Origin of the sequence: Microbacterium sp., assembly GCF_036823965.1 — a bacterium.
Taxonomy (GTDB): domain Bacteria; phylum Actinomycetota; class Actinomycetes; order Actinomycetales; family Microbacteriaceae; genus Microbacterium.
On sequence record NZ_DAITBE010000001.1, the window covers coordinates 133,277 to 152,209 of the forward strand.

Consider the following 18,933-nt stretch of genomic DNA (forward strand, 5'->3'; position numbering starts at 1 on the left):
GCAGGGCATTCTGTCGGCCGTCTCCCTGCTCTCTCGCCGGGACCCGCTGATACGTTCCGAGGCATGCAACGGGCGACCTCTCTCGAGCTCCGTGTCGATGCCATCGCCCATCGGATGCTGCGCGGCGCTCCGGCGAACGGCATCCGCGCCGCCCTGATCGAGGTCGTGGTGTTCCTGCTCAAGCAGGCATGGGCATGCATCTTCGGCGCTGCGCTGCTCGCGGTGATCGTCGCGGCGCGGTTCTGGTATCCCGACGACGCTGCGATCGCGCGCAACGACGCCCTGACGATCGCGGCCGTGCTGATCCAGCTGGCGATGCTCGTGTTCCGCCTCGAGAGCGGGCGGGAGCTCTGGGTCATCGTGCTGTTCCACCTGACCGGCACGGTGATGGAGCTGTTCAAGACCGATGTCGGATCGTGGGCGTATGCCGCGGACGGCATCCTCCGCATCGGTGGCGTCCCGCTGTTCAGCGGCTTCATGTACGCCGCGGTCGGCTCGTACATGGTGCGCGTGTACCGGCTCTTCGATCTCGGGTTCGACCGGTATCCGCGTCGATGGCTCACCGCGATCGTCGCCGCCGCGATCTACCTGAACTTCTTCACGCACCACTTCTGGTGGGACGTGCGGTGGGTGCTGCTCGCCGCGGTGCTCGTGCTCTGGGCGCGCACCGTCATGCACGCCAGGGTCTGGCGGCGCACACTGCGGCTGCCGCTGCTGGCGGTCTTCGCCGGAGTCGCGGGGTTCATCTACCTCGCGGAGAACATCGGTACCTGGGCGGGCGCCTGGATGTACCCGGACCAGGCGGACGGCTGGCAGCTGGTGTCGCCGAGCAAACTCATGTCGTGGTTCCTGCTGATGATCATCTCGGTGGTCCTCGTCGCCTGGGTGTACCCGCCGCAGGTGCCGGCGTCGATGCTGTCCGCGCGGCGAGGCGACCGGACGCGTGGAGACGACAGTGGGGCGGATGCCGCAGCATCCGCCCCACTGTGACTTCGATCAGACGTGATGTCGATCAGACCTGATCAGGCCCCGGCCACCGGAGCGGCTCCCGCGCCGGATCCGCCGCGACGACGGCGGCGGCGGCGCGTCGGAGACGGCTTTCCGTCGTGGTGCTCCTTGCCGGCTCCGTCGTGCGTGCCGGCGCCATCGGCGCTGCGATCGGCGGACTGGTTCCCGCCCTCGCCCGAGTTCTCGGCGGGGGCGCCCTCGGCGAACGTCGATCCGACGGGGTTCGAACCCCCGCGACGGCGACGGCGACGACGCGTGCCGCCCTCATCGGTGCCCTCCTCGGCGGCGACCGCAGCCCGCTCGGGACGAGGGGTGCGCGGTGGCTTGGCCTCGGCCTTCGGAGCCGTCGTCAGACGACCCTTCGTGCCCTGGGGGATGTCGAGGTCCTCGAACAGCTGCGGGCTCGACGAGTAGATCTCGACGGGCTCGGGCTGACCGAACTCGAGCGCGCGGTTGATGAGGGCCCACTTGTGCAGGTCCTCCCAGTCGACGAAGGTCACCGCGATGCCCGTCTTCCCGGCGCGGCCGGTGCGACCGGCGCGGTGGAGGTACGTCTTGTCCTCGTCGGGGATCGTGTGATTGATGACGTGGGTGACATCGTCGACGTCGATACCGCGGGCGGCGACGTCGGTTGCCACGAGCACATCGCGCTTGCCGGCCTTGAAGGCCGCCATCGAGCGCTCACGCTGGTCCTGGCCCATATCGCCGTGCACGCCGCCGACGTTGAAACCGCGGTCTCCGAGCTCATCGACGAGGCGCTGCGCCGCGCGCTTGGTGCGCGTGAAGATCACGGTCTTCCCACGGCCCTCGGCCTGCAGGATGCGGGCGATGATCTCGTCCTTGTCCATCGAGTGCGCGCGGTAGACGAGGTGCTTGATGTTGGCCTGCGTCAGGCCCTCATCGGGATCGGTCGCGCGGATGTGGATCGGATTCGTCATGAAGCGACGCGCCAGGGCCACGATCGGGCCGGGCATCGTCGCCGAGAAGAGCTGCGTGTGGCGGACCGCCGGGACCTTCTGGAAGATCTTCTCGATGTCGGCGAGGAAGCCGAGGTCGAGCATCTTGTCGGCCTCGTCGAGCACGACCTCGGTCGCGTTCGAGAGGTCGAGCAGCCGCTGACCCGCGAGGTCGATCAGGCGGCCGGGGGTGCCGACGACGATCTGCGCACCGGCCTTCAGCTGGTCGATCTGCCCCTCGTAGGCCTTGCCGCCGTAGATCGCGACGACGCTGGTGGAGCGGTTGCTGGTGAGCAGGTCGATGTCCTCGTACACCTGCACCGCGAGCTCGCGGGTCGGGACGACGATGAGGGCCTTGACACCGTGCTCCGGGTCCGTGCCGAGACGCTGGACGACCGGGATGCCGAAGCCGAAGGTCTTGCCGGTTCCGGTCTTCGCCTGGCCGATGATGTCCTGGCCGGGAAGGCCGAGGGGGATGGTCTGCTCCTGGATGGGGAATGCGTCGACGATGCCTTTGGCGGCGAGCGCGTCGACGATGTCCTGATCGACTCCCAGATCAGAGAAAGTAGTCACTGTATTCAGATTGCCTGTCCGGCGATCTCGCTAAGACCGCCACGTAAACGATCCACGCCGTCTCTTGTGCCACAGGCGCGGGGCCCCGCTCCGACGGCGGGGACACGCCCAGCCTACCCGAGGGGGTGCGAAGCGCCGGAAGAGGCCGGCCGCACGAGTATTGTGAACGACGGAGCGAACTGGGTAGGGAGGCCTCGTGGTCAAGTGGTTCTGGCAGCGCGATGACGCCCCTCGGCGAACCCTGGCACTGCGCAGTCGCGGCGACCAGGGAGACGCGACCCGCGTCGACTTCGCCGAGTTGGCCCCCGAGCTGCCGCGCTTCCTCGGCCAGGCCGCCTATCTGCAGCTGGGCTACTTCGAGACGCTGACCCGGCTGATCCGCGCGACGCCGGAGCTCTCCGAGAAGGAGTCCCTGTCGCGCGCAGCCGGGGCGACGCTGACGAAGCATCGCGCGATCGTCGAGCTGATCACGGAGCGCGGCGACGACCCGACACAGCTGATGCTGCCGTTCCGCGAGCACCTCGACGCGTTCCGGCGCAAGACCATCGGCGCGCGTCCGCGTGAGACGCTCCTGGCCGTGTACATCACCGCAGGCATGCTCGACGACTTCTATCTCGCACTCGCCTCCAGCTACGGGGAGCCGGGGCGACAGGTCGCAGCGATCCTGCGCGAGGACGACGCGCGTCACGAGATCGTCGCGATCATCCAGGAGACGATCGAGAGCGACGAGGAATGGCGCTCGCTGCTGTCGATGTGGGCGCGACGTCTGGTGGGCGACACGATCCTGGTGTGCCGCTCGGCACTGCGGCCCGAGCTGCTCGCTGTCGACGAGGAGCGCATCGAGCCGGTCTACACCGAGCTCATGGGCGCCCACGCTCGTCGCATGGACGCGATGGGGCTCGCCTCCTAGCGGGCTCGGCTCGAGAGATCGGGCTCGGCGGCCCGGATCGGCGAATCCGGATGCCGCTCGAGCCGGCGCGTGAGCCGCCACGCGATGACGAGCGGGATGGCCCCGAGCACGCCGAACGAGATGTCGATCAGCTGCCAGCCGAGCGGGATGCCGCGGATGCTGCCGGCGATCACGGCGAGCGGGACGATGCCGATGCACGCGATGACACCGAACTGGGTGACCCAGATGTTGCGGACCGGATCGATGAGCGGACCGATGAACACCACGGCCAGCACGAGGTGCGCGTAGGCGAGCCAGTCGGTGCCGTAGGAGATGAACGGGTATCGCCCGTCGACATCGGTCAGCGCGGCCGAGACGCGGTCGACCCAGCCGACCGCGTCAGGGAACCAGGACACGACCGGCGTCGAGTGCAGCAGCTCCGAGCCGAGTGTGAGCTCGGCGCGCAGCGGGAACGCCGTCACACCGCTCACCACGAGACCGAACATCAGGATCGCGATGCAGATCCTGATCCACAGCAGGGTGCGCGCCGCGCTCATCGCACTGGTGTCAGATCCCCAGGGCGGCTCTCGCCGAGGCATCCGATCGCCGACGCACCGACACCACGATCGCGGTGATGGCCGCGGCGATCACGACGGCGCCGAGCACACTCGCGAGCCAGAGCAGCGGATTGTCCTCGCCGATACCGCCCCACTGCAGTGCCGTGTAGATCACAGCAGCGGCAGCCGTCGCGATCGCCGGGGTGAACGCCACCCCGCGCAGCTCGCGTCCGCCGATCAGGAAGTGAGCGGCGATGCCGAGGACGCACGCGCCGATGAGCGCGAGGAGGATGTACACGGTCGGATCAGGCGACGAAGCCGACGCGACGCGACTCCTCGGTGCCCAGCTCGATGTAGGCGAGGTTCGCGGTGGGGACGATGTAGGAGTTGCCCTTGACGTCGGAGAAGCTCACGTGCGGGGTGTTCTGCTCGAGCGCTGTGGCGACCTGGGTGCGCACATCCTCTGCGCTGCTGCCGGTGTCGAAGCTCAGCTCGCGGCCGGTGTTGATGATGCCGATGCGGATTTCCACGCGTGCTCCTTGCGATTCGGGGCGACCGGTCGCTCCGGAGGAGTCGTCGGTCGAGACTGGCCCAACTCTATCGCGGGCGTCCGATGCGAGGCCCGTCGGGATGGCCCGTTTCGCCGTGAGCGCACAGGCCGGGCCATGACCCGCGGATGCCGCGCTGAGCGATGTCCGCGCATCGGGCTAGCGTGGATGCCATGACAGAGGATGCCGCGCAGCGAGACGTCGTCTCCGCAGCGGTGGAGGCCTCCGGCGTCATCATCGGCGCACCAGGTACGGGCAAGACACGAGCGCTCGTCGACCGCGTCGTGCATCTCCTCGACGATGAGGGACTGCGGCCGGAGGAGGTGCTCGTGCTGACGCCGAGCCGCCAGGCGGCGACGGCGCTGCGCGACCGCATCGGCGTGCGCATCGGACAGGCGACACCCGGTCCGCTCGCGCGCTCGCTCGGGTCCTTCGCGTTCCAGCTCGTGCGCGGAGCGATGGTCCGAGCAGGCCTCGAGCCACCCGCACTGCTCACCGGTGCCGACCAGGACCGCATCATCGCGGAGCTGCTCGCCGGTGACGCCGACGACGGTCGCATCGCCTGGCCGGAGGCGCTGAGCGCCTCGGTCCGCGCGTCGAAGGGATTCCGCTCGGAGCTGCGGGCATTCCTCGCCGAGTGCACGGAGCTGGGCGCGCATCCGAGTGAGCTGCGCGCAGCGGGGGATCCTGTCTGGACGGCGACGGCGGACTTCCTCGTCGAGTATCGCTCGGTGCTGGACGCGCTGCGGTCGGCGCATCGTGACGCGGCCGATCTGCTGAGCGAGGCGAGCGCGATCCTCGAGACGGCGGATGCTGCGACGCTCGGTCCGCTGGCACCGTTGCGCGTGGTGCTGATCGACGATGCCCAGGAACTCACCCGCGGCGGGATCGCCGTGGTGCGCGCGCTCAGGGCTCGTGGCGTCGCCGTGCTCGCGTTCGGAGACCCCGACATCTCGTCCGGCGCGTTCCGCGGAGCGAGCCCTGAACTGTTCGCCCAGCTCGCCGGCGCGTTGGGCGAGGTGCACGTGCTCGACGGCCCGCATCGGCAGAAGCCCGCACTCACCACGCTCACCCGCACCGTGACGCAGGCGATCGGCGTCTCCGGTCGCGTCGACCACCGGCGCGCTCCGGCTCCGATCCCGGACTCGGAGCAGAGCGATGACCCTGTCGTGTCGACATTCATCGCACCGTCGCCGTACGAGGAGCTCGATCGGGTCGCCGGCGTCATGCGCGAATGGCATCTGTCCGCCGGCATCCGATGGGATCGGATGGCCGTCATCGCGCACGACACCAGACAGGTCACGCAGCTCGAGACCGAGCTCGCTGCGCGAGAGATCCCGACCAGGGCGGCCGGTGTGCAGCGCCCGCTCGGCAGCGAGGGGATCGTGCGCGACATCGTCGGGATCATCCGACTCGCGCTCACGCCGGAAGATGAGCGGACCTCGCTGGAGTGGGAAGAGGCGCTGCGCACGCCCTTCGGCGGCATGGACGCGATCGGCCTCCGGCGTCTCAGGGCGCGTCTGCGTCACATCGAGCTCGAGCAGGGCGGATCGACGCCGGCTCGCGAGCTTCTTCGGCAGGCCATGGTGCGGCCGGCGCACTTCACGCTCATCGATGCGCAGGAGTCCCGCACGGCTGCGCGCTTCGCCGACACCGTCGCCGAGCTGGGTGTCGCGGCCGCTGCGGGCGAGACCATCCATGACCTGCTCTGGCGGGTGTGGGACCAGGCGCGGGCGGTCGACGGACGACGGTTGCACGTGGCGTGGCGAGAGATCTCGCTGCAGCCAACCGGCGCTGAGACGGCGCGGGCGCTGGACGCGCTGGTGTCGCTGTTCGACGCGGCGAAGCGGTTCGTCGAGCGCACGCCCAACGAACGCCCGGATGTGTTCGTGCGCGACATCCTCGACAGCGAGGTGCCGGAGGACTCCCTGTCGACCCCGGACCGCCCGGGCAAGGTGACGCTGCTCACACCCGCCACTGCCCTCGGCACCGAGTTCGATGCCGTCGTGGTCGCCGGTGTGCAGGACGGCGTCTGGCCCAATGTGCGGCTGCGCGGTGGCATGCTGCAGACCTGGCGGCTCCCCGACGCCCTCACGGCTGCGCGAACCGGGGCGGTGGTCGAGCCGCCGACACCGCTCGACCGTCGACGTGGCGCGCTGCACGACGAGCTGCGGCTGTTCGTCCGGGCGATCTCGCGTGCTCGCGCGCGATTGCTGATCACGGCGGTCGACGACGACGATGCGACGCCGAGCGCCTTCTTCGGCTTCCTCCCGCCACCGGAGCCACCAGGGCGGCACGCCTCTGCCGAGCACCCGCTCACCCTGCGCGGACTCGTCGCGCGCAACCGTCGGGTGCTCACGACCTCGACCTCGGATGCCGTGCGGCGGCACTCGGCCGAAGAGCTCGCGGTGCTGGCCAGAGAGGGAGTCCCGGGCGCGGCACCGACCGACTGGTACGGCGTGACGCCGGCCTCGACCGTCGCGCCGCTGCGTGACCTCGCGATCGACGGTGCTCGGGTGTCGCCGTCGAAGATGGAGTCCTATGAGGAGTGCGGGCTGAACTGGGTGGTGTCGGCCCTCGGCGGCGACACCGTCATGCCGCCGACCGCCGGCATCGGCACGATCGTGCATGAGGCGATGGAGAAGGTGCCGGACGGCGACCTGGAGCAGATGCGCGCGATCGTCGCCGAGCACTGGCCCGAGCTCGATTTCGAGACGGAGTGGATCGGACGCAAGGAGCGTCGACGCGCCGACCTGTTCGTCGACCGGCTGCACACCTACCTCGGCGACGTGCGCGCCGACGGTGGACGGGTGCTCGGCAGCGAGGCGCGCTTCGACTTCGCCGTGGCGCTCGGCGACGACACCGCCTGCCCCGAGGTGCGTGCGGTCGACGAGGAGGGCGTCGGCCCTCGCGCCGTGGTGAGCGGGTACATCGACCGGGTCGAGGCCTATCCGGCGACCGCGGGAGAGCACGCGCACTCCCGCGGCCGCGGCTGGGTGGAGATGGGCCCCGGTGCCGGAGGGGAGCGGTCGGTGGTCGTCGACCTCAAGACCGGGAAGACCGACCCTGAGAACGACGCCGGCGTGCTCGAGCATGCGCAGCTCGCGGCGTACCAGGTCGCGGTGCAGCAGGGGCTGATCGAAGGCGCGGTCCCCGAGTCCCTGGCCGGAGCGCGCCTGGTGATCGTGTCGAAGACCCTCGCGAAGAGCGACTACCGCATCGCGCATCAGCATCCGCTCGACGACGAAGCGCGATCGGCGTTCCTGCGACGCGTCGCCGACGCAGCGCGCGGCATGTCTGCGTCGAGCTTCACGGCGCAGGTCGAATCGCACTGCGCAGACACGCAGCGGCGAGTGCATCCCTGCCGAATCCACACGGTGCCGGCGGTCAGCGCATGACCGACGTGGGACTGACGAAGGTGGACACGACGGATGCGAGCATGATCGGATGGCCCGGATCCTTCGGGATCTCCGCGACCGATGTCTCCGCCGCGCTCGGCCAGCCGTCGCCCACTGCGGCGCAGCAACGCGTGATCGAGGCGCCGCCGACGCCTGCGCTGGTGGTGGCGGGGGCCGGCAGCGGCAAGACCGAGACGATGTCGGGACGCGTCGTCTGGCTCGTTGCGAACGGCCATGTGCGCCGCGACGAGATCCTCGGCCTCACCTTCACTCGCAAGGCCGCGGGAGAGCTCGCCGAGCGCATCGGCGCGCGGCTGTCCGTGATCGACGAATACGGCAGGCGAGGGCTGCTGCCGGTCCTGCCCGAGATCGTGCGGTCCGGCGCATTGCGTCGCGTCGACGAGGCGGCGCCGGGGCGCCAGCGCGAACTCGTGCGCTCGCACGTGCTCGACGAGCTCGCCGTCGTCCACGCGACCGGGTGGGATCCGACGACGCCGCGGGCAGCCGAGGAGATGATGATCCGGCCCCGCGTCTCGACCTACAACGCCTTCGCCGACGGCATCGTCCGCGAGCACGCAGCGCGGATCGGGCGGGATCCCGATGTCGCGATGCTCAGCCAGGCGGCCTCCTGGATGCTGGCGCGCGAGGTCGTGCTGCGCTCCGATCTCCCGGAACTCGAGGGTATCGACTATGCACTCGGCACCGTGATCGACGCCGTGCAGCGGCTGGCGGGCGACGCCCTCGATCACCGCGTCGACCTCGACCGCGCCGAGCGGATCGCGCTGGAGCAGGCGAAGGCCTTCGAGCCGTACCGGGGCAACGCCGATGTCGAGAAGGCGGCGACGAATCTGCTGGGGCTGCCGACGATCACGCAGCTCGTGCGCGAGTACATGCGCGAGAAGGAGCGCCGCGGCGTGCTCGACTTCGCCGACCAGGTCGGCGGTGCCTACGACATCGTCGAGTCGGCGCCCGATGTGCGGGCGGAGCTGCGGGACCAGCATCGCGTCGTGCTGCTCGACGAGTACCAGGACACCTCGGTCATCCAGACCCGGTTCCTGGCCGAGCTGTTCCACGACACGGCCGTGATGGCGGTCGGCGACCCGCATCAGTCGATCTACGGCTGGCGCGGCGCGAGTGCCGACAACCTGTACGCGTTCTCGGGGGCATTCGCCCGCGAAGGGGCGGCGCAGACCTACAGCCTGATGACGAGCTGGCGCAACGACAGCCGCATCCTCGACATCGCGAACCGCGTGCTCGAGCCGCTGCAGCGACCGGGCCTCGACGTGCCGCCACTCGACCCTCGCCCTGGCGCGGGGGAGGGCGCGGTCGAGATCCGGTATCCCTTCACCGTCGACGACGAGGCAGACGAGGTCGCCGAGTGGTTCCTCGCACGACGCGCTGCCCACGACGCGGATCCCGACACGACCCGCCCGCACACCGGCGCACTCCTGTTCCGGTCGAAGCGGCACATGCAGACCTTCGCGGCGGCGCTCGCCGCCCGCGGCATCCCGCATCGCATCCTCGGACTCGGTGGCCTCCTCGCCACGCCGGAGGTGGTCGACGTCGTGTCCGTGCTGCGGGTGGTGCACGATCCGACCGCCGGGTCGGCGCTGATCCGGCTGCTGACCGGACCGCGCTTCGGGGTCGGCGTCGCCGACATGGCCGCGCTGTACGACCTCGGACGCACGCTTGCCGAACGAGACACCTCGATGATGCCGCTCCCCGAAGAGGTGCGGGTGCGTCTTCGCTCCTCCCGTGGCGCCGACGAGGCGGTCTCGATCGTGGATGCGGTCGACGTGGTGCGCGCCGTCCGCGACGACTACCGGCTGCTCACGGGCATCACGCCGGACGGCCGCCGGCGCATCCGCGCAGCGGGCGAGATGCTCGAACGGCTTCGCCGTGCCGCCTCGCAGCCCATCCCTGAACTGATCCGTCTCATCGAGCTGGAGCTGCGGCTCGACATCGAGCTGGCATCCAATGAGACCAGGGGCCCCGCGCGCATCGCCGCGACGCAGTTGCGGGCGTTCTCCGACGAGGTGCGCGCGTTCCTCTCCGCCGACGAACGCGGCACGATCGGCAGCCTCCTCGCCTGGCTCGACAAGGCCGAGAGCACCGATGAGCTGATGCCGCGACCCGAGCCGCCCGAGCCGGGCGTGGTGCAGCTGCTGACGATTCACGGCTCCAAGGGGCTCGAGTGGGACGCGGTCGCCGTGGTGCGACTGGTGGTCGACGAGCTGCCAGGGCGGGTGTCAGACACCTCAGGCTGGTTCGGGTTCGGCGTCGTGCCGTTCGCGCTCCGCGGTGACCGCGATGCGTTGCCGACCTTCACCTGGGACCCCATCGGCGCGATGGGCGAGGAGAGCGATCCGAAGAAACGGCACGCGCTCGCGCAGTCCTCTCTGTCGGGTGGGGTGACCAAGGCGAATCCGCAGGGCGGCGCGCTGCGGCGCTTCAAGGACGCGTACCGGCAGTACCAGCAGCAGGAGGAGCGCCGCCTCGCGTACGTCGCGATCACCCGCGCCCGAACGGATCTGCTGCTGAGCGGATCGCACTGGGCCGGACAGAAGGCGCCGCGCTCGCCCAGCCCGTTCCTGATCGAGGCGATCGAGGTGCTCGCCCTCGACGACATCGTGCCGGTCGACCCCGATGAGAACCCCTACGACGGACCGGGCACGACACTGACCTGGCCCCTCGACCCGCTCGGCGCCCGCCGGGAGCTGGTCCTGCGCGCCGCGGAGTCCGTCGGCGCTGCCGCAGCCCGGTCGGATTCGCTCGAGCCGTCGCCCGAGCTGCGCCGGCTGCTGGCGGAGCGGGCAGCACGGCTCCGAGGTGCCGATGCCGCGCCGCCGACCAGGGTCCCCGCGTCTCGGTTCAAGGACTACGTCACGGACTTCTCCGGCACGCTGTCGTCCATCGTGCGCCCGATGCCCGAGCGTCCGTACCGGCAGACCCGGCTGGGCACGCTCTTCCACGCGTGGGTGGAGCGCCGCTCCGACATCGTCGGCACCGGCATGCGCGTCGACGAGGCGCTCTGGGAGCTCGATGCGGACGAGCCGTCGGATGCCGAGTTCGTCACCGATCCATCGGCGGCCTCGGCGGACGAGCTGGACCTCGCCGCCCTGCAGCGCACCTTCGAGCACAGCGAATGGGGATCGCGCACGCCCATCGCGGTCGAGATCGAGATCGACTTCGCCCTCGTCTCGGGTCTCGCCGACGGCAGCGGCGAGCACATCGTGATCTGCAAGCTCGATGCCGTCTACCGCCGCGAGGACCGCGGCGGCCGGATCGAGATCGTCGACTGGAAGACCGGCAAGGCACCGAGGACCGCGCAGGAACGCGAGGATCGGATGCTGCAGCTCGCCCTGTACCGGCTCGCGTACCACCGGCGGTTCGAGGTGCCGCTGGATGAGATCGACGTCGCGCTGTACTACGTCGCAGACGACCTCGTGATCCGGGGCGACCGGGTCTACTCGGAGGAGGAGCTCTTCCAGCGTTGGAGCGCCGCGCGCGCAGCTCGCTGAGCCTCGTCGGCCGAGTCCACCGCGTCGTCGTCCTCGGGATGCGGCTCCGCAGCACGCGGCTGCGAGTCGCGGACGCCTGCCGGTCCTCCAGTGCCGCTGAACAGCCCGGAGACCCCGGACAGGTCCTCGGTCTCGACGTTCAGCATGCCGGCGCGGCGGGCAGCATCGACGTCCGCCGTGACATCGTGCGTCACGGCGTCCGGCGTCGGGCTGTCGTCCGGCCCGGACGCGCCTGGCGATTCCTCGTCCAGCTCATCGGGAACGTCGATCCACAGCTCGTCCGGGTTGTAGGCGTCGGTCTGCATCGAGGTGTCGATCGTCGCCGCGGCCGCCTCGGGCACACGGTCGAGGGCGTCCATCGCCGAGTCGACGCCGTCGGACCGGGTCGCGATGACGCTGAGGTCGTCGGAGTGCAGGCCCTCGGCGAGTGCGGCGAGGAGGGCTGCGGCGTCGTCGACGATGTCGGGGCGGCGCATCGCGTCGCCGTGCACGAGCCAGCGGGCGAATTCGAGCTCGGCGAGCAGTCGTGCGCGCTGATCCAGCGCTGCATCCGGCACTCGGTCGAGCGAACGCGCGTAGGACGCGTGCACGTCGCCCGCAGCATCCGGAGCCGTGGACAGCCAGGCGAGATCCAGCGCGGGGTCGCCGACCGAGAGGCCGTGCCAATCGAGGAGACCGGTGACCTCGGGTCCGCGGTCGGGGTCGTCGTCGAAGAGGAACGAGGTGGCCTGCACGCCGCCGAGGATCACGGTGGACTCGAACCGCCAGAGATCGTCATCGGCGACGGCGTCGCGCCAGCGCACCGTGAGACGGGCGGGGACACGCCCGGTCGCCGCAGCGGTGTCGACCAGACGGGCGAGTTCTTCGCGGCTCTCGTCTGCGGATCGCGTGGCCAGACCGGCTCCACGCACGACCGAGGTCGGCAGTCCGTGGACCGCTGCGATCGCTGCGCCCATCGACTCGGCAGCGCCCCGGCCACCCGGCACGTTCGCCGCCTCGATCTGGAATCCGGGCAGCAGCTCGGTCACGAGTGCACGCCCGTCGCCGACCCTGGTCTCGCCGATGTACTCGGGGGCTTTGAAGGGCAGCATGGCGCGTGCGCCGGCGGTGAGTGCTCGCAGTGCGATGGCCTCCGCCGCCAGCTCTCGTGCGGTCTCGTCGTCGTCCGCGATGCGGATCGCGAGCTCGCGGCCGTCGGCCAGCGAGGCGACAGCGGAGTCGAAACGACCGTCGGCGTCAGCGGTCAGGGTGCGAGCGCCGGTGACCTCCGCTCCGGGCAGTGCGGCCGTCACTGCCGCGGCTAGAGTGAATGGAGAGCGTCCCATACCCTCAGGGTAGGTCGGCTCAGGGGCGGTCCCGCCTCCGCCACGCCCGTGAGAGAGGGAGTCGATGACCAATCAGCGTTCATCTCTCGACCGTGCCGCCGAGCTCCGTGAGGAGCCGGGGGTGCTGGATCGACTGCGCGCAGACCAGAGGACCAGGGTGATCGCGGTCCGTGACGGGCGGGTCAGAGTCGTCGACTCCGCCATGCTGCGGGTCTCGCCCGACGACATCGTCGAGGCCGACTGGGCGCTGCTCGGACGCGACGTCGACGGCACCGTGCTGCTGCTCGCATCGCTGCCGGCTGAGCCGGCATCGGTCGACTCGACTCCTGATGAGATCTGGCTCGGTCTGCGCGATCTCGGCGGACGCATCGACCCGGCCGAGACCGAGCGGCTCATCGCCGCGATCGCCGTGGCCGGCTGGCTGCGCGACGCCGCCTTCTGCCCGCGGTGCGGGGGAGCCACCGAGCTTCGACAGGCCGGATGGTCGCGGCACTGCCTCGTGTGCGGTCGCGACCACTTCCCCAGGACCGACCCGGCCGTGATCGTCGCGGTCGAGAGCGCGGACGGCGAGCGGCTGCTGCTCGGCGCCAACGCGAACTGGGGCGGCCGCATGTACTCGTGCTTCGCCGGCTTCGTCGAGGCGGGAGAGTCCCTCGAATCGACCGTGCACCGGGAGATCGAGGAGGAGTCCGGCGTGACGCTGTCCTCGCTGCGGTACCTCTCGTCCCAGGCATGGCCGTTCCCTCGTTCGCTCATGGTCGGCTTCCGAGCCGTCGTCGAGGACGAGGCGACGGCTCGCCCCGATGGCGAGGAGATCATCGACGTGCGGTGGTTCACCCGCGACGAGATCAGCACCGCGCTCGCCGGAGACGGCCCGGTCGGTCTGCCTGGCCCCGCGTCCATCGCGCGAGCCCTGATCGTCGACTGGCACGAGGGTCGGGTGTGAGCGCGCTCGACGCCCTCGATGACACGCAGCGGCAGGCGGCATCCGTGCTGCGCGGACCCGTGGCGGTGCTGGCCGGTGCCGGCACCGGCAAGACCCGCGTGATCACCCACCGCATCGCGCACGGCGTCGACACCGGCGCGTACTCGCCGGCTCGGGTCATGGCCGTCACGTTCACGGCGAAGGCGGCGGGCGAGCTCCGCGGTCGTCTGCGCGCACTCGGCGTCGAGGGCGTCGCCGCACGCACCTTCCACGCGGCGGCCCTCGCGCAGCTGAACTTCTTCTGGCCGACGCTCGCCGGGTCGCCTGCGCCGTCGATCATCGACAACAAGGTGCGGATGCTCGGACAGGTCGCCGACGGATTGCGGCTGCGGCGCAGCACCGCGACGCTCCGCGACATCGCCTCCGAGATCGAGTGGCGCAAGGTCTCCATGATCTCGATCGACACGCACGCCGAGCTCGGACGCACCGTGAGCGGCGTCGACAGCACGCAGCTCGTCGAGCTCCAGCGCGGGTACGAGGCGCTCAAGGACGAGCGGCATCAGCTCGACTTCGAGGACGTGCTGCTGGCGTGCGCAGGGATGCTCGAGGCAGAGCCCCGCGTCGCGGCATCGGTGCACGAGCAGTATCGGCATTTCACGGTCGACGAGTTCCAGGATGTCTCGCCGCTGCAGAACAGGCTGCTCGAGCTCTGGCTGGGGGATCGGCGCGACATCTGCGTCGTCGGTGATGCCAGCCAGACGATCTACTCGTTCGCGGGCGCAGAGCAGCGATACCTGCTCGAGTTCGAGCGACGCTTCCCCGACGCGACGGTCGTGCGCCTCGAGACCAACTACCGCTCGCAGGCGCCGATCCTGACCGCGGCGAACGCCCTCATGCACGGCCGCCCGGGTGCGCTCGAGCTCGTCCCGGCACGCGAGCAGTTCTCGGCCGATCCGCCGACGGTCACGGCCTACGACACCGAGGCGGAGGAGGCCGCTGGGATCGCGAGCGCGATCTCGGCGCGCATCACGGGCGGCGCTTCCCCGGCCGACATCGCTGTGCTCTACCGTGCTCACGCGCAATCCGCAGTGCTACAGCAGGCGCTCGCGGCCGAAGGCATCGCGACATCCGTGCTCGGCGGCACCCGGTTCTTCAACATGCCGGAGGTGCGGCAGGCCATCCTCGCGCTCCGTGCCGCGGCCGTCGCTCCGACCGAGCAGGGATTCCTCCCGGGTGTGCAGCGCGTGCTGCGCGAGCTCGGACTCACGGACGAACCGCCGGCAGCAGGCGGCGCCCAACGAGACGGGTGGGAGGCGCGCCGCGCCATCCTGCGGCTCGCTGAGGATGCAGGACCCGACGCCACCCTCCGTGGCTTCAGCGATGCACTCATGGCCAGGGCCAAGGACCAGCACGAACCGACGATGCGCACCGTGACGCTCTCGACGCTGCACGCCGCCAAGGGGCTGGAGTGGCCCCACGTGCATCTCGCCGGGTGGGCGGAGGGCGCCCTCCCGATCTCCTACGCGACGACCTTCGAATCGATCGACGAGGAGCGCCGGCTGGCCTACGTGGGCGTCACGCGCGCCGCGCGAACGCTGGCCCTGACGTGGTCGCGGTCGGCCGGACGGGGGGAGCGGGCGCCGTCCCGGTTCCTTGCAGAGATGGGGACGACGGCGCGCGGCACCGGCATCCTTCGTGAAACCTCACCCGGCGCCACTCGAGGGAACCGTTCGCGCTGACCCCGACGATCGACTCGTCGTCGGGCGATGTCGGCGCGTGCAGGATCCGTGCAGCGATCGTGGCCGCCTCGGCGACCTGCGCCGCGCTGATCGGTCCGGGGTCCCGGGCGATCAGCTGCGCATGCAGCCGTGGCCAGGCGGCATCCCGATCCCGTTCCTGTCCGTCGCGGCAGGTCAGACACGGTGTCTCGCCCGGGATCACGAGCGGGCCGACCGTCACCCGCGATCGCTCGAAAGACACGGGGAGGTGCGTGAGGTCTTCGCGGAGGTAGCCGGCCAGTTGCAGCGCGGCCGCGGCTCCCTGGACGAGCACGATGCCGATGTGCCCCGGCCTGCCCCGCTCTCCGGAGAGCACCCCCTCGTCCGCCAGAGCCTCGCGGATGCGGTAGTCGACGCGCCCGTCGACGACGTTGAGGCTCTCGACCCAGGCAGCCGGCGGCGGTGGTGGATCGTCGACCAGAATCGGCTCGAGTCGGGCGAGCAGCGCCCTGGCCTCGTCTCGAGGCGCACCGACGCCGTGCGCGATCACGTCGAAGGCGGCGCGTCGGAAACCCACCCGCATGCGGCTCAGCAGCAGCTCGACCCAGCCTGCGTCGGCGTCGATGCGCTCGCCGTCGATCGCGCCGATCTGGATCGTGCGCTCATCACGCCACAGCAGCGGCAGCCCCGGGTCCAGGCGGGTGAGGGTCGTCGAGGAGCGCGGAGACATCTCTCGATTCTGAGGATGCCGTCACCGCTGGCCGCGCCGAACGACACATCCGTGGACAACTTCCGTCCTCCTCCGCCATTGGGGAGGAGGAGTGGCGCGAGCCTCGCTGTCAGACCGGACGTTCTCCATCAGGGCGATCGCCCTGCTCGCCGTCCTCGCCGGGTCCTTCCCCCGGCGTCTCGCCCGCCGGCCGGTCTTCGGAGAAGTCGTCCCCGTCGAGCAGTCGTGCGAGTGCCTCGTCGAACTCGTCGGCGACGGGCTGCTCGCCGCGCGCCGTGGCCTGCAGCCGGGCGACGAGTGCGGTGGGGTCGTCGATGTCCTCTGCCGACGGCATCAGGTCGGGGTAATCCCACAGCGAGTCGCGTCCGGCGATGCCGACCTCGTCGGTCACGGTCTTCCACATCGCGGATGCCTCCCGGATGCGGCGCGGCCGCAGCTTGAGGCCGACGAGCGCGCCGAGTGCGTCCTCGGCCGGGCCGCCGACCGCGCGACGTCGACGAGCCGCCTCGGCGATGCGGGATCCGTCCGGCAGGCGGGAGGTGGCCTCGGCCGTGACGACGTCGACCCATCCGTCGATCGTGGCGATCAGGTTCTCCAGGCGTGCGAGCGACTCGCGCTGCGCGTCCGTCTGCGCCGGCAGCAGCGCTCCGCCTTCGATCGCCGCCCGCAGCTCCTCCGGGTTCGAGGGGTCGAGACGGCTCGCGACGTCTTCCAGCGCGTCGACGTCGACCGTGACTCCACGGGCGAAGTCGGTGATCTGCGCCATCACATGCAGGTGCAGCCACTTGGCGTGACGGTACAGGCGGGCGTAGGCGAGCTCGCGGGTGGCGAGGTACAGGGCGATCTGGTCCTCGGGGATCTCGAGGCCTTCACCGAAGGCGGTGAGATTCTGCGGGATCACCGCTGCGGTGCCTGCGGGCAGCACGGGGATGCCGACGTCCCCGCCGGAGACCACCTCGAGCGAGAGGTTGCCGAGCACCTGACCGAACTGCGCAGCGAAGACGGAGCCGCCGAGTCCGCGCATGAGCTTGCCCGCACCCTGCACGACGCTGCGCATGTCCTCAGGGACCTGCGTGTCGAGCGCGCTGGTCAGCGCATCGGCGATGCTGGTCGACACGGGGCCGGCGATCTCCTTCCACACCGGAAGGGTCTTCTCCACCCACTCGCCGCGGGTCATCGCGGTCGGCGTCTCGGAGAGCTCCGAGATCGTCGTCGCCTCGCCGAGCCACAGGTTCGCGAGCGCGAACGAGTCGACCAGCGAGGTGCGCGAGCCGTCGGAGATGCCCTGTCCCTCGCGGTTGGCGATGTGCAGCGCCTGACGCAGCGCGTTCTCCCACGGGTCGCCGCCGAAGGCGCCCTGCAGCTGCGACATGATCGTCTGCATCATGGCGGGGTCGAACTGCATGCCTTCCATGCCCTCGAAGGCTCCGCGCAGCGCCTCAGGATCGATGTCACCGCCCTGCCCGGACAGCATCCGTCGCAGGAACTCCTGGAAGTCCTCGGGGGTGGGGTCGTTGTCTGCCATGTCGATCGCCCTCTCAGCACGCCTATAGCCGTGGCATCTACGCTAGTCACAGGATTCTGCGAGTGACCCCGACGCGGGCGAATCGCTGTACGCCGCTCGCGAACGACGGAGGAATGCTGTGGAACGAACGCGGTCCATGAAGCCCGGACTGGGAGTCTGGGCGCTGATCGTGGCGCTCGTCGCGCTCGTGGTGCTGACGTTCCTCCCGACGCCGTACGTGATCCAGCGCCCAGGTCCCGTCTACGACACGCTCGGCACCGCGGCGGGCGAGGACGGCGAGCAGGTGCCGCTGATCAGCATCGAGGGCGCCGAGACGTTCGACACCGCAGGCACGCTCGACCTCACGACCGTCCAGGTCGTCGGCAACCGCGAGCGCACGCCGAGCTGGTTCGAGCTGGCACTGGCCTGGACGGACTCCTCGCGCGCCGTCGTTCCGCTGGATTCGGTGTTCCCCGAGGGCGTGACGAGCGAGCAGCGGGATGAGCGCAACGCCACGCTGATGGTCGACTCCCAGCACGAGGCGACCGCCGCGGCGCTGAACGAGCTGGGCTACGACACCGGCGCCGAGGTCGTCGTCGTCGAGGCCGTCGACGATACCCCTGCGGCCGGCGTGCTCGAGCCGGACGACGTGATCACCGGGATCGACGGCGCCACGGTCGAGTCAGCCAAGCAGCTGCGCCAGACGATCCAGGATGCCGAGGGCGACCCGATCGAGCTCACGGTGCAGCGGCGGGGCGAGGAGCAGCAGGTGACGATCACGCCGGAGAAGCACACCGAGGGCGACGTCACGACCTGGCTGATCGGCATCACGCTGCGCACGGACTACGACTTCCCGATCGACGTCGCGATCCAGCTCGACAACGTCGGCGGACCGAGCGCTGGGATGATGTTCGCGCTCGGCATCGTCGACCGGCTCACCGAGGGCGAGCTCAACGGCGGCGAGAACGTGGCCGGAACCGGCACGATCGAGGCCGACGGCACGGTCGGGCCCATCGGCGGCATCCGCCAGAAGCTCTACGGCGCCAGGGACGCCGGGGCCGAGTACTTCCTCGCTCCTGCGTCGAACTGCGACGAGGTCGTCGGACACGTGCCGGACGGACTCCAGGTGATCCGCACCTCGACCCTCGAGGAGTCGCTCGATGCGCTCTCGGTGATCGCCGACGGCGGCGACGTCGCGAAGCTCCCGGCCTGCACTGCGTCGTGACCTCCCCGTGACCGGGATGACAGCCCCCATCCAGTAAGGCCCGCCTAGGATGGAGG

The 18,933-nt window shown here is 70.4% G+C and carries 13 protein-coding genes; 7 read left to right on the top strand and 6 right to left on the bottom strand.

Features of this window, described 5'->3' with window-relative positions:
• Positions 1-63 precede the first annotated feature (63 nt).
• Positions 64-990: a DUF817 domain-containing protein gene (locus V7Z82_RS00665; protein ID WP_334146935.1), complete on the top strand. Its 927-nt coding sequence runs from the start codon at positions 64-66 to the stop codon at positions 988-990.
• Between the two features lie 32 nt (positions 991-1,022).
• On the opposite strand, the gene V7Z82_RS00670 is transcribed toward V7Z82_RS00665, so the two are convergent.
• Complete coding sequence (locus V7Z82_RS00670; protein WP_334146937.1) at positions 1,023-2,537, bottom strand: DEAD/DEAH box helicase; 1,515 nt, start codon at positions 2,535-2,537, stop codon at positions 1,023-1,025.
• Between the two features lie 196 nt (positions 2,538-2,733).
• Between V7Z82_RS00670 and V7Z82_RS00675 the strand changes: the two genes are divergently transcribed.
• The gene (locus V7Z82_RS00675) at positions 2,734-3,447 is read left to right on the top strand and encodes a ferritin-like fold-containing protein (RefSeq protein ID WP_334146939.1); all 714 of its coding nucleotides are present in this window, start codon (positions 2,734-2,736) and stop codon (positions 3,445-3,447) included.
• Here the strand turns inward: V7Z82_RS00675 and V7Z82_RS00680 are convergent.
• The 3 genes from V7Z82_RS00680 to V7Z82_RS00690 are packed head-to-tail and all read right to left on the bottom strand — an operon-like array spanning position 3,444 to position 4,513.
• On the bottom strand, positions 3,444-3,983 hold the full coding sequence (locus tag V7Z82_RS00680) for a hypothetical protein (RefSeq protein WP_334146941.1): 540 nt from the start codon (positions 3,981-3,983) through the stop codon (positions 3,444-3,446). The genes V7Z82_RS00675 and V7Z82_RS00680 overlap by 4 nt on opposite strands.
• A 10-nt stretch (positions 3,984-3,993) precedes the next feature.
• The gene (locus V7Z82_RS00685) at positions 3,994-4,281 is read right to left on the bottom strand and encodes a hypothetical protein (RefSeq protein ID WP_334146943.1); all 288 of its coding nucleotides are present in this window, start codon (positions 4,279-4,281) and stop codon (positions 3,994-3,996) included.
• Between the two features lie 7 nt (positions 4,282-4,288).
• Positions 4,289-4,513 carry a DUF3107 domain-containing protein gene (locus V7Z82_RS00690; protein ID WP_045280696.1) on the bottom strand — a complete coding sequence of 75 codons (225 nt, stop codon included), beginning with the start codon at positions 4,511-4,513 and terminating at the stop codon, positions 4,289-4,291.
• Positions 4,514-4,704: 191 nt separating this feature from the next.
• Here V7Z82_RS00690 and V7Z82_RS00695 point away from each other — a divergent pair, with 191 nt between their 5' ends.
• Together V7Z82_RS00695 and V7Z82_RS00700 are read left to right on the top strand one after the other, a co-directional pair.
• Positions 4,705-7,929: an ATP-dependent helicase gene (locus V7Z82_RS00695; RefSeq protein WP_334146947.1), complete on the top strand. Its 3,225-nt coding sequence runs from the start codon at positions 4,705-4,707 to the stop codon at positions 7,927-7,929.
• Positions 7,930-7,970: 41 nt separating this feature from the next.
• Complete coding sequence (locus V7Z82_RS00700) at positions 7,971-11,450, top strand: UvrD-helicase domain-containing protein (RefSeq protein WP_442927579.1); 3,480 nt, start codon at positions 7,971-7,973, stop codon at positions 11,448-11,450.
• Here the strand turns inward: V7Z82_RS00700 and V7Z82_RS00705 are convergent.
• Positions 11,396-12,775 (bottom strand): phosphotransferase, encoded by a 1,380-nt coding sequence (locus tag V7Z82_RS00705; protein WP_334146951.1) that lies wholly within the window; start codon positions 12,773-12,775, stop codon positions 11,396-11,398. The genes V7Z82_RS00700 and V7Z82_RS00705 overlap by 55 nt on opposite strands.
• A 64-nt stretch (positions 12,776-12,839) precedes the next feature.
• Between V7Z82_RS00705 and nudC the strand changes: the two genes are divergently transcribed.
• Positions 12,840-13,721: an NAD(+) diphosphatase gene (nudC, locus tag V7Z82_RS00710; protein WP_334146953.1), complete on the top strand. Its 882-nt coding sequence runs from the start codon at positions 12,840-12,842 to the stop codon at positions 13,719-13,721.
• Positions 13,718-15,439 carry an ATP-dependent helicase gene (locus V7Z82_RS00715; protein WP_334146955.1) on the top strand — a complete coding sequence of 574 codons (1,722 nt, stop codon included), beginning with the start codon at positions 13,718-13,720 and terminating at the stop codon, positions 15,437-15,439. The genes nudC and V7Z82_RS00715 overlap by 4 nt, the downstream gene beginning before the upstream one ends.
• Positions 15,440-16,257: 818 nt before the next feature.
• Here the strand turns inward: V7Z82_RS00715 and V7Z82_RS00720 are convergent.
• Complete coding sequence (locus V7Z82_RS00720) at positions 16,258-17,673, bottom strand: zinc-dependent metalloprotease (protein WP_334146957.1); 1,416 nt, start codon at positions 17,671-17,673, stop codon at positions 16,258-16,260.
• A 136-nt stretch (positions 17,674-17,809) separates the two neighbouring features.
• On the opposite strand from V7Z82_RS00720, the gene V7Z82_RS00725 reads away from it, so the two are divergent.
• The gene (locus V7Z82_RS00725; RefSeq protein WP_334146959.1) at positions 17,810-18,877 is read left to right on the top strand and encodes a YlbL family protein; all 1,068 of its coding nucleotides are present in this window, start codon (positions 17,810-17,812) and stop codon (positions 18,875-18,877) included.
• The last annotated feature ends 56 nt before the right edge of the window (positions 18,878-18,933 follow it).

Bases quoted from the DNA above. Each gene is read 5' to 3' on its own strand.
- V7Z82_RS00665 (WP_334146935.1), top strand. From the start codon at position 64: ATGCAACGGGCGACCTCTCTCGAGCTCCGTGTCGATGCCATCGCCCAT.
- V7Z82_RS00680 (WP_334146941.1), bottom strand. From the start codon at position 3,983: ATGAGCGCGGCGCGCACCCTGCTGTGGATCAGGATCTGCATCGCGATC.
- V7Z82_RS00695 (WP_334146947.1), top strand. From the start codon at position 4,705: ATGACAGAGGATGCCGCGCAGCGAGACGTCGTCTCCGCAGCGGTGGAG.
- V7Z82_RS00700 (WP_442927579.1), top strand. From the start codon at position 7,971: ATGATCGGATGGCCCGGATCCTTCGGGATCTCCGCGACCGATGTCTCC.
- V7Z82_RS00705 (WP_334146951.1), bottom strand. From the start codon at position 12,775: ATGGGACGCTCTCCATTCACTCTAGCCGCGGCAGTGACGGCCGCACTG.
- nudC (WP_334146953.1), top strand. From the start codon at position 12,840: ATGACCAATCAGCGTTCATCTCTCGACCGTGCCGCCGAGCTCCGTGAG.
- V7Z82_RS00720 (WP_334146957.1), bottom strand. From the start codon at position 17,673: ATGGCAGACAACGACCCCACCCCCGAGGACTTCCAGGAGTTCCTGCGA.
- V7Z82_RS00725 (WP_334146959.1), top strand. From the start codon at position 17,810: ATGAAGCCCGGACTGGGAGTCTGGGCGCTGATCGTGGCGCTCGTCGCG.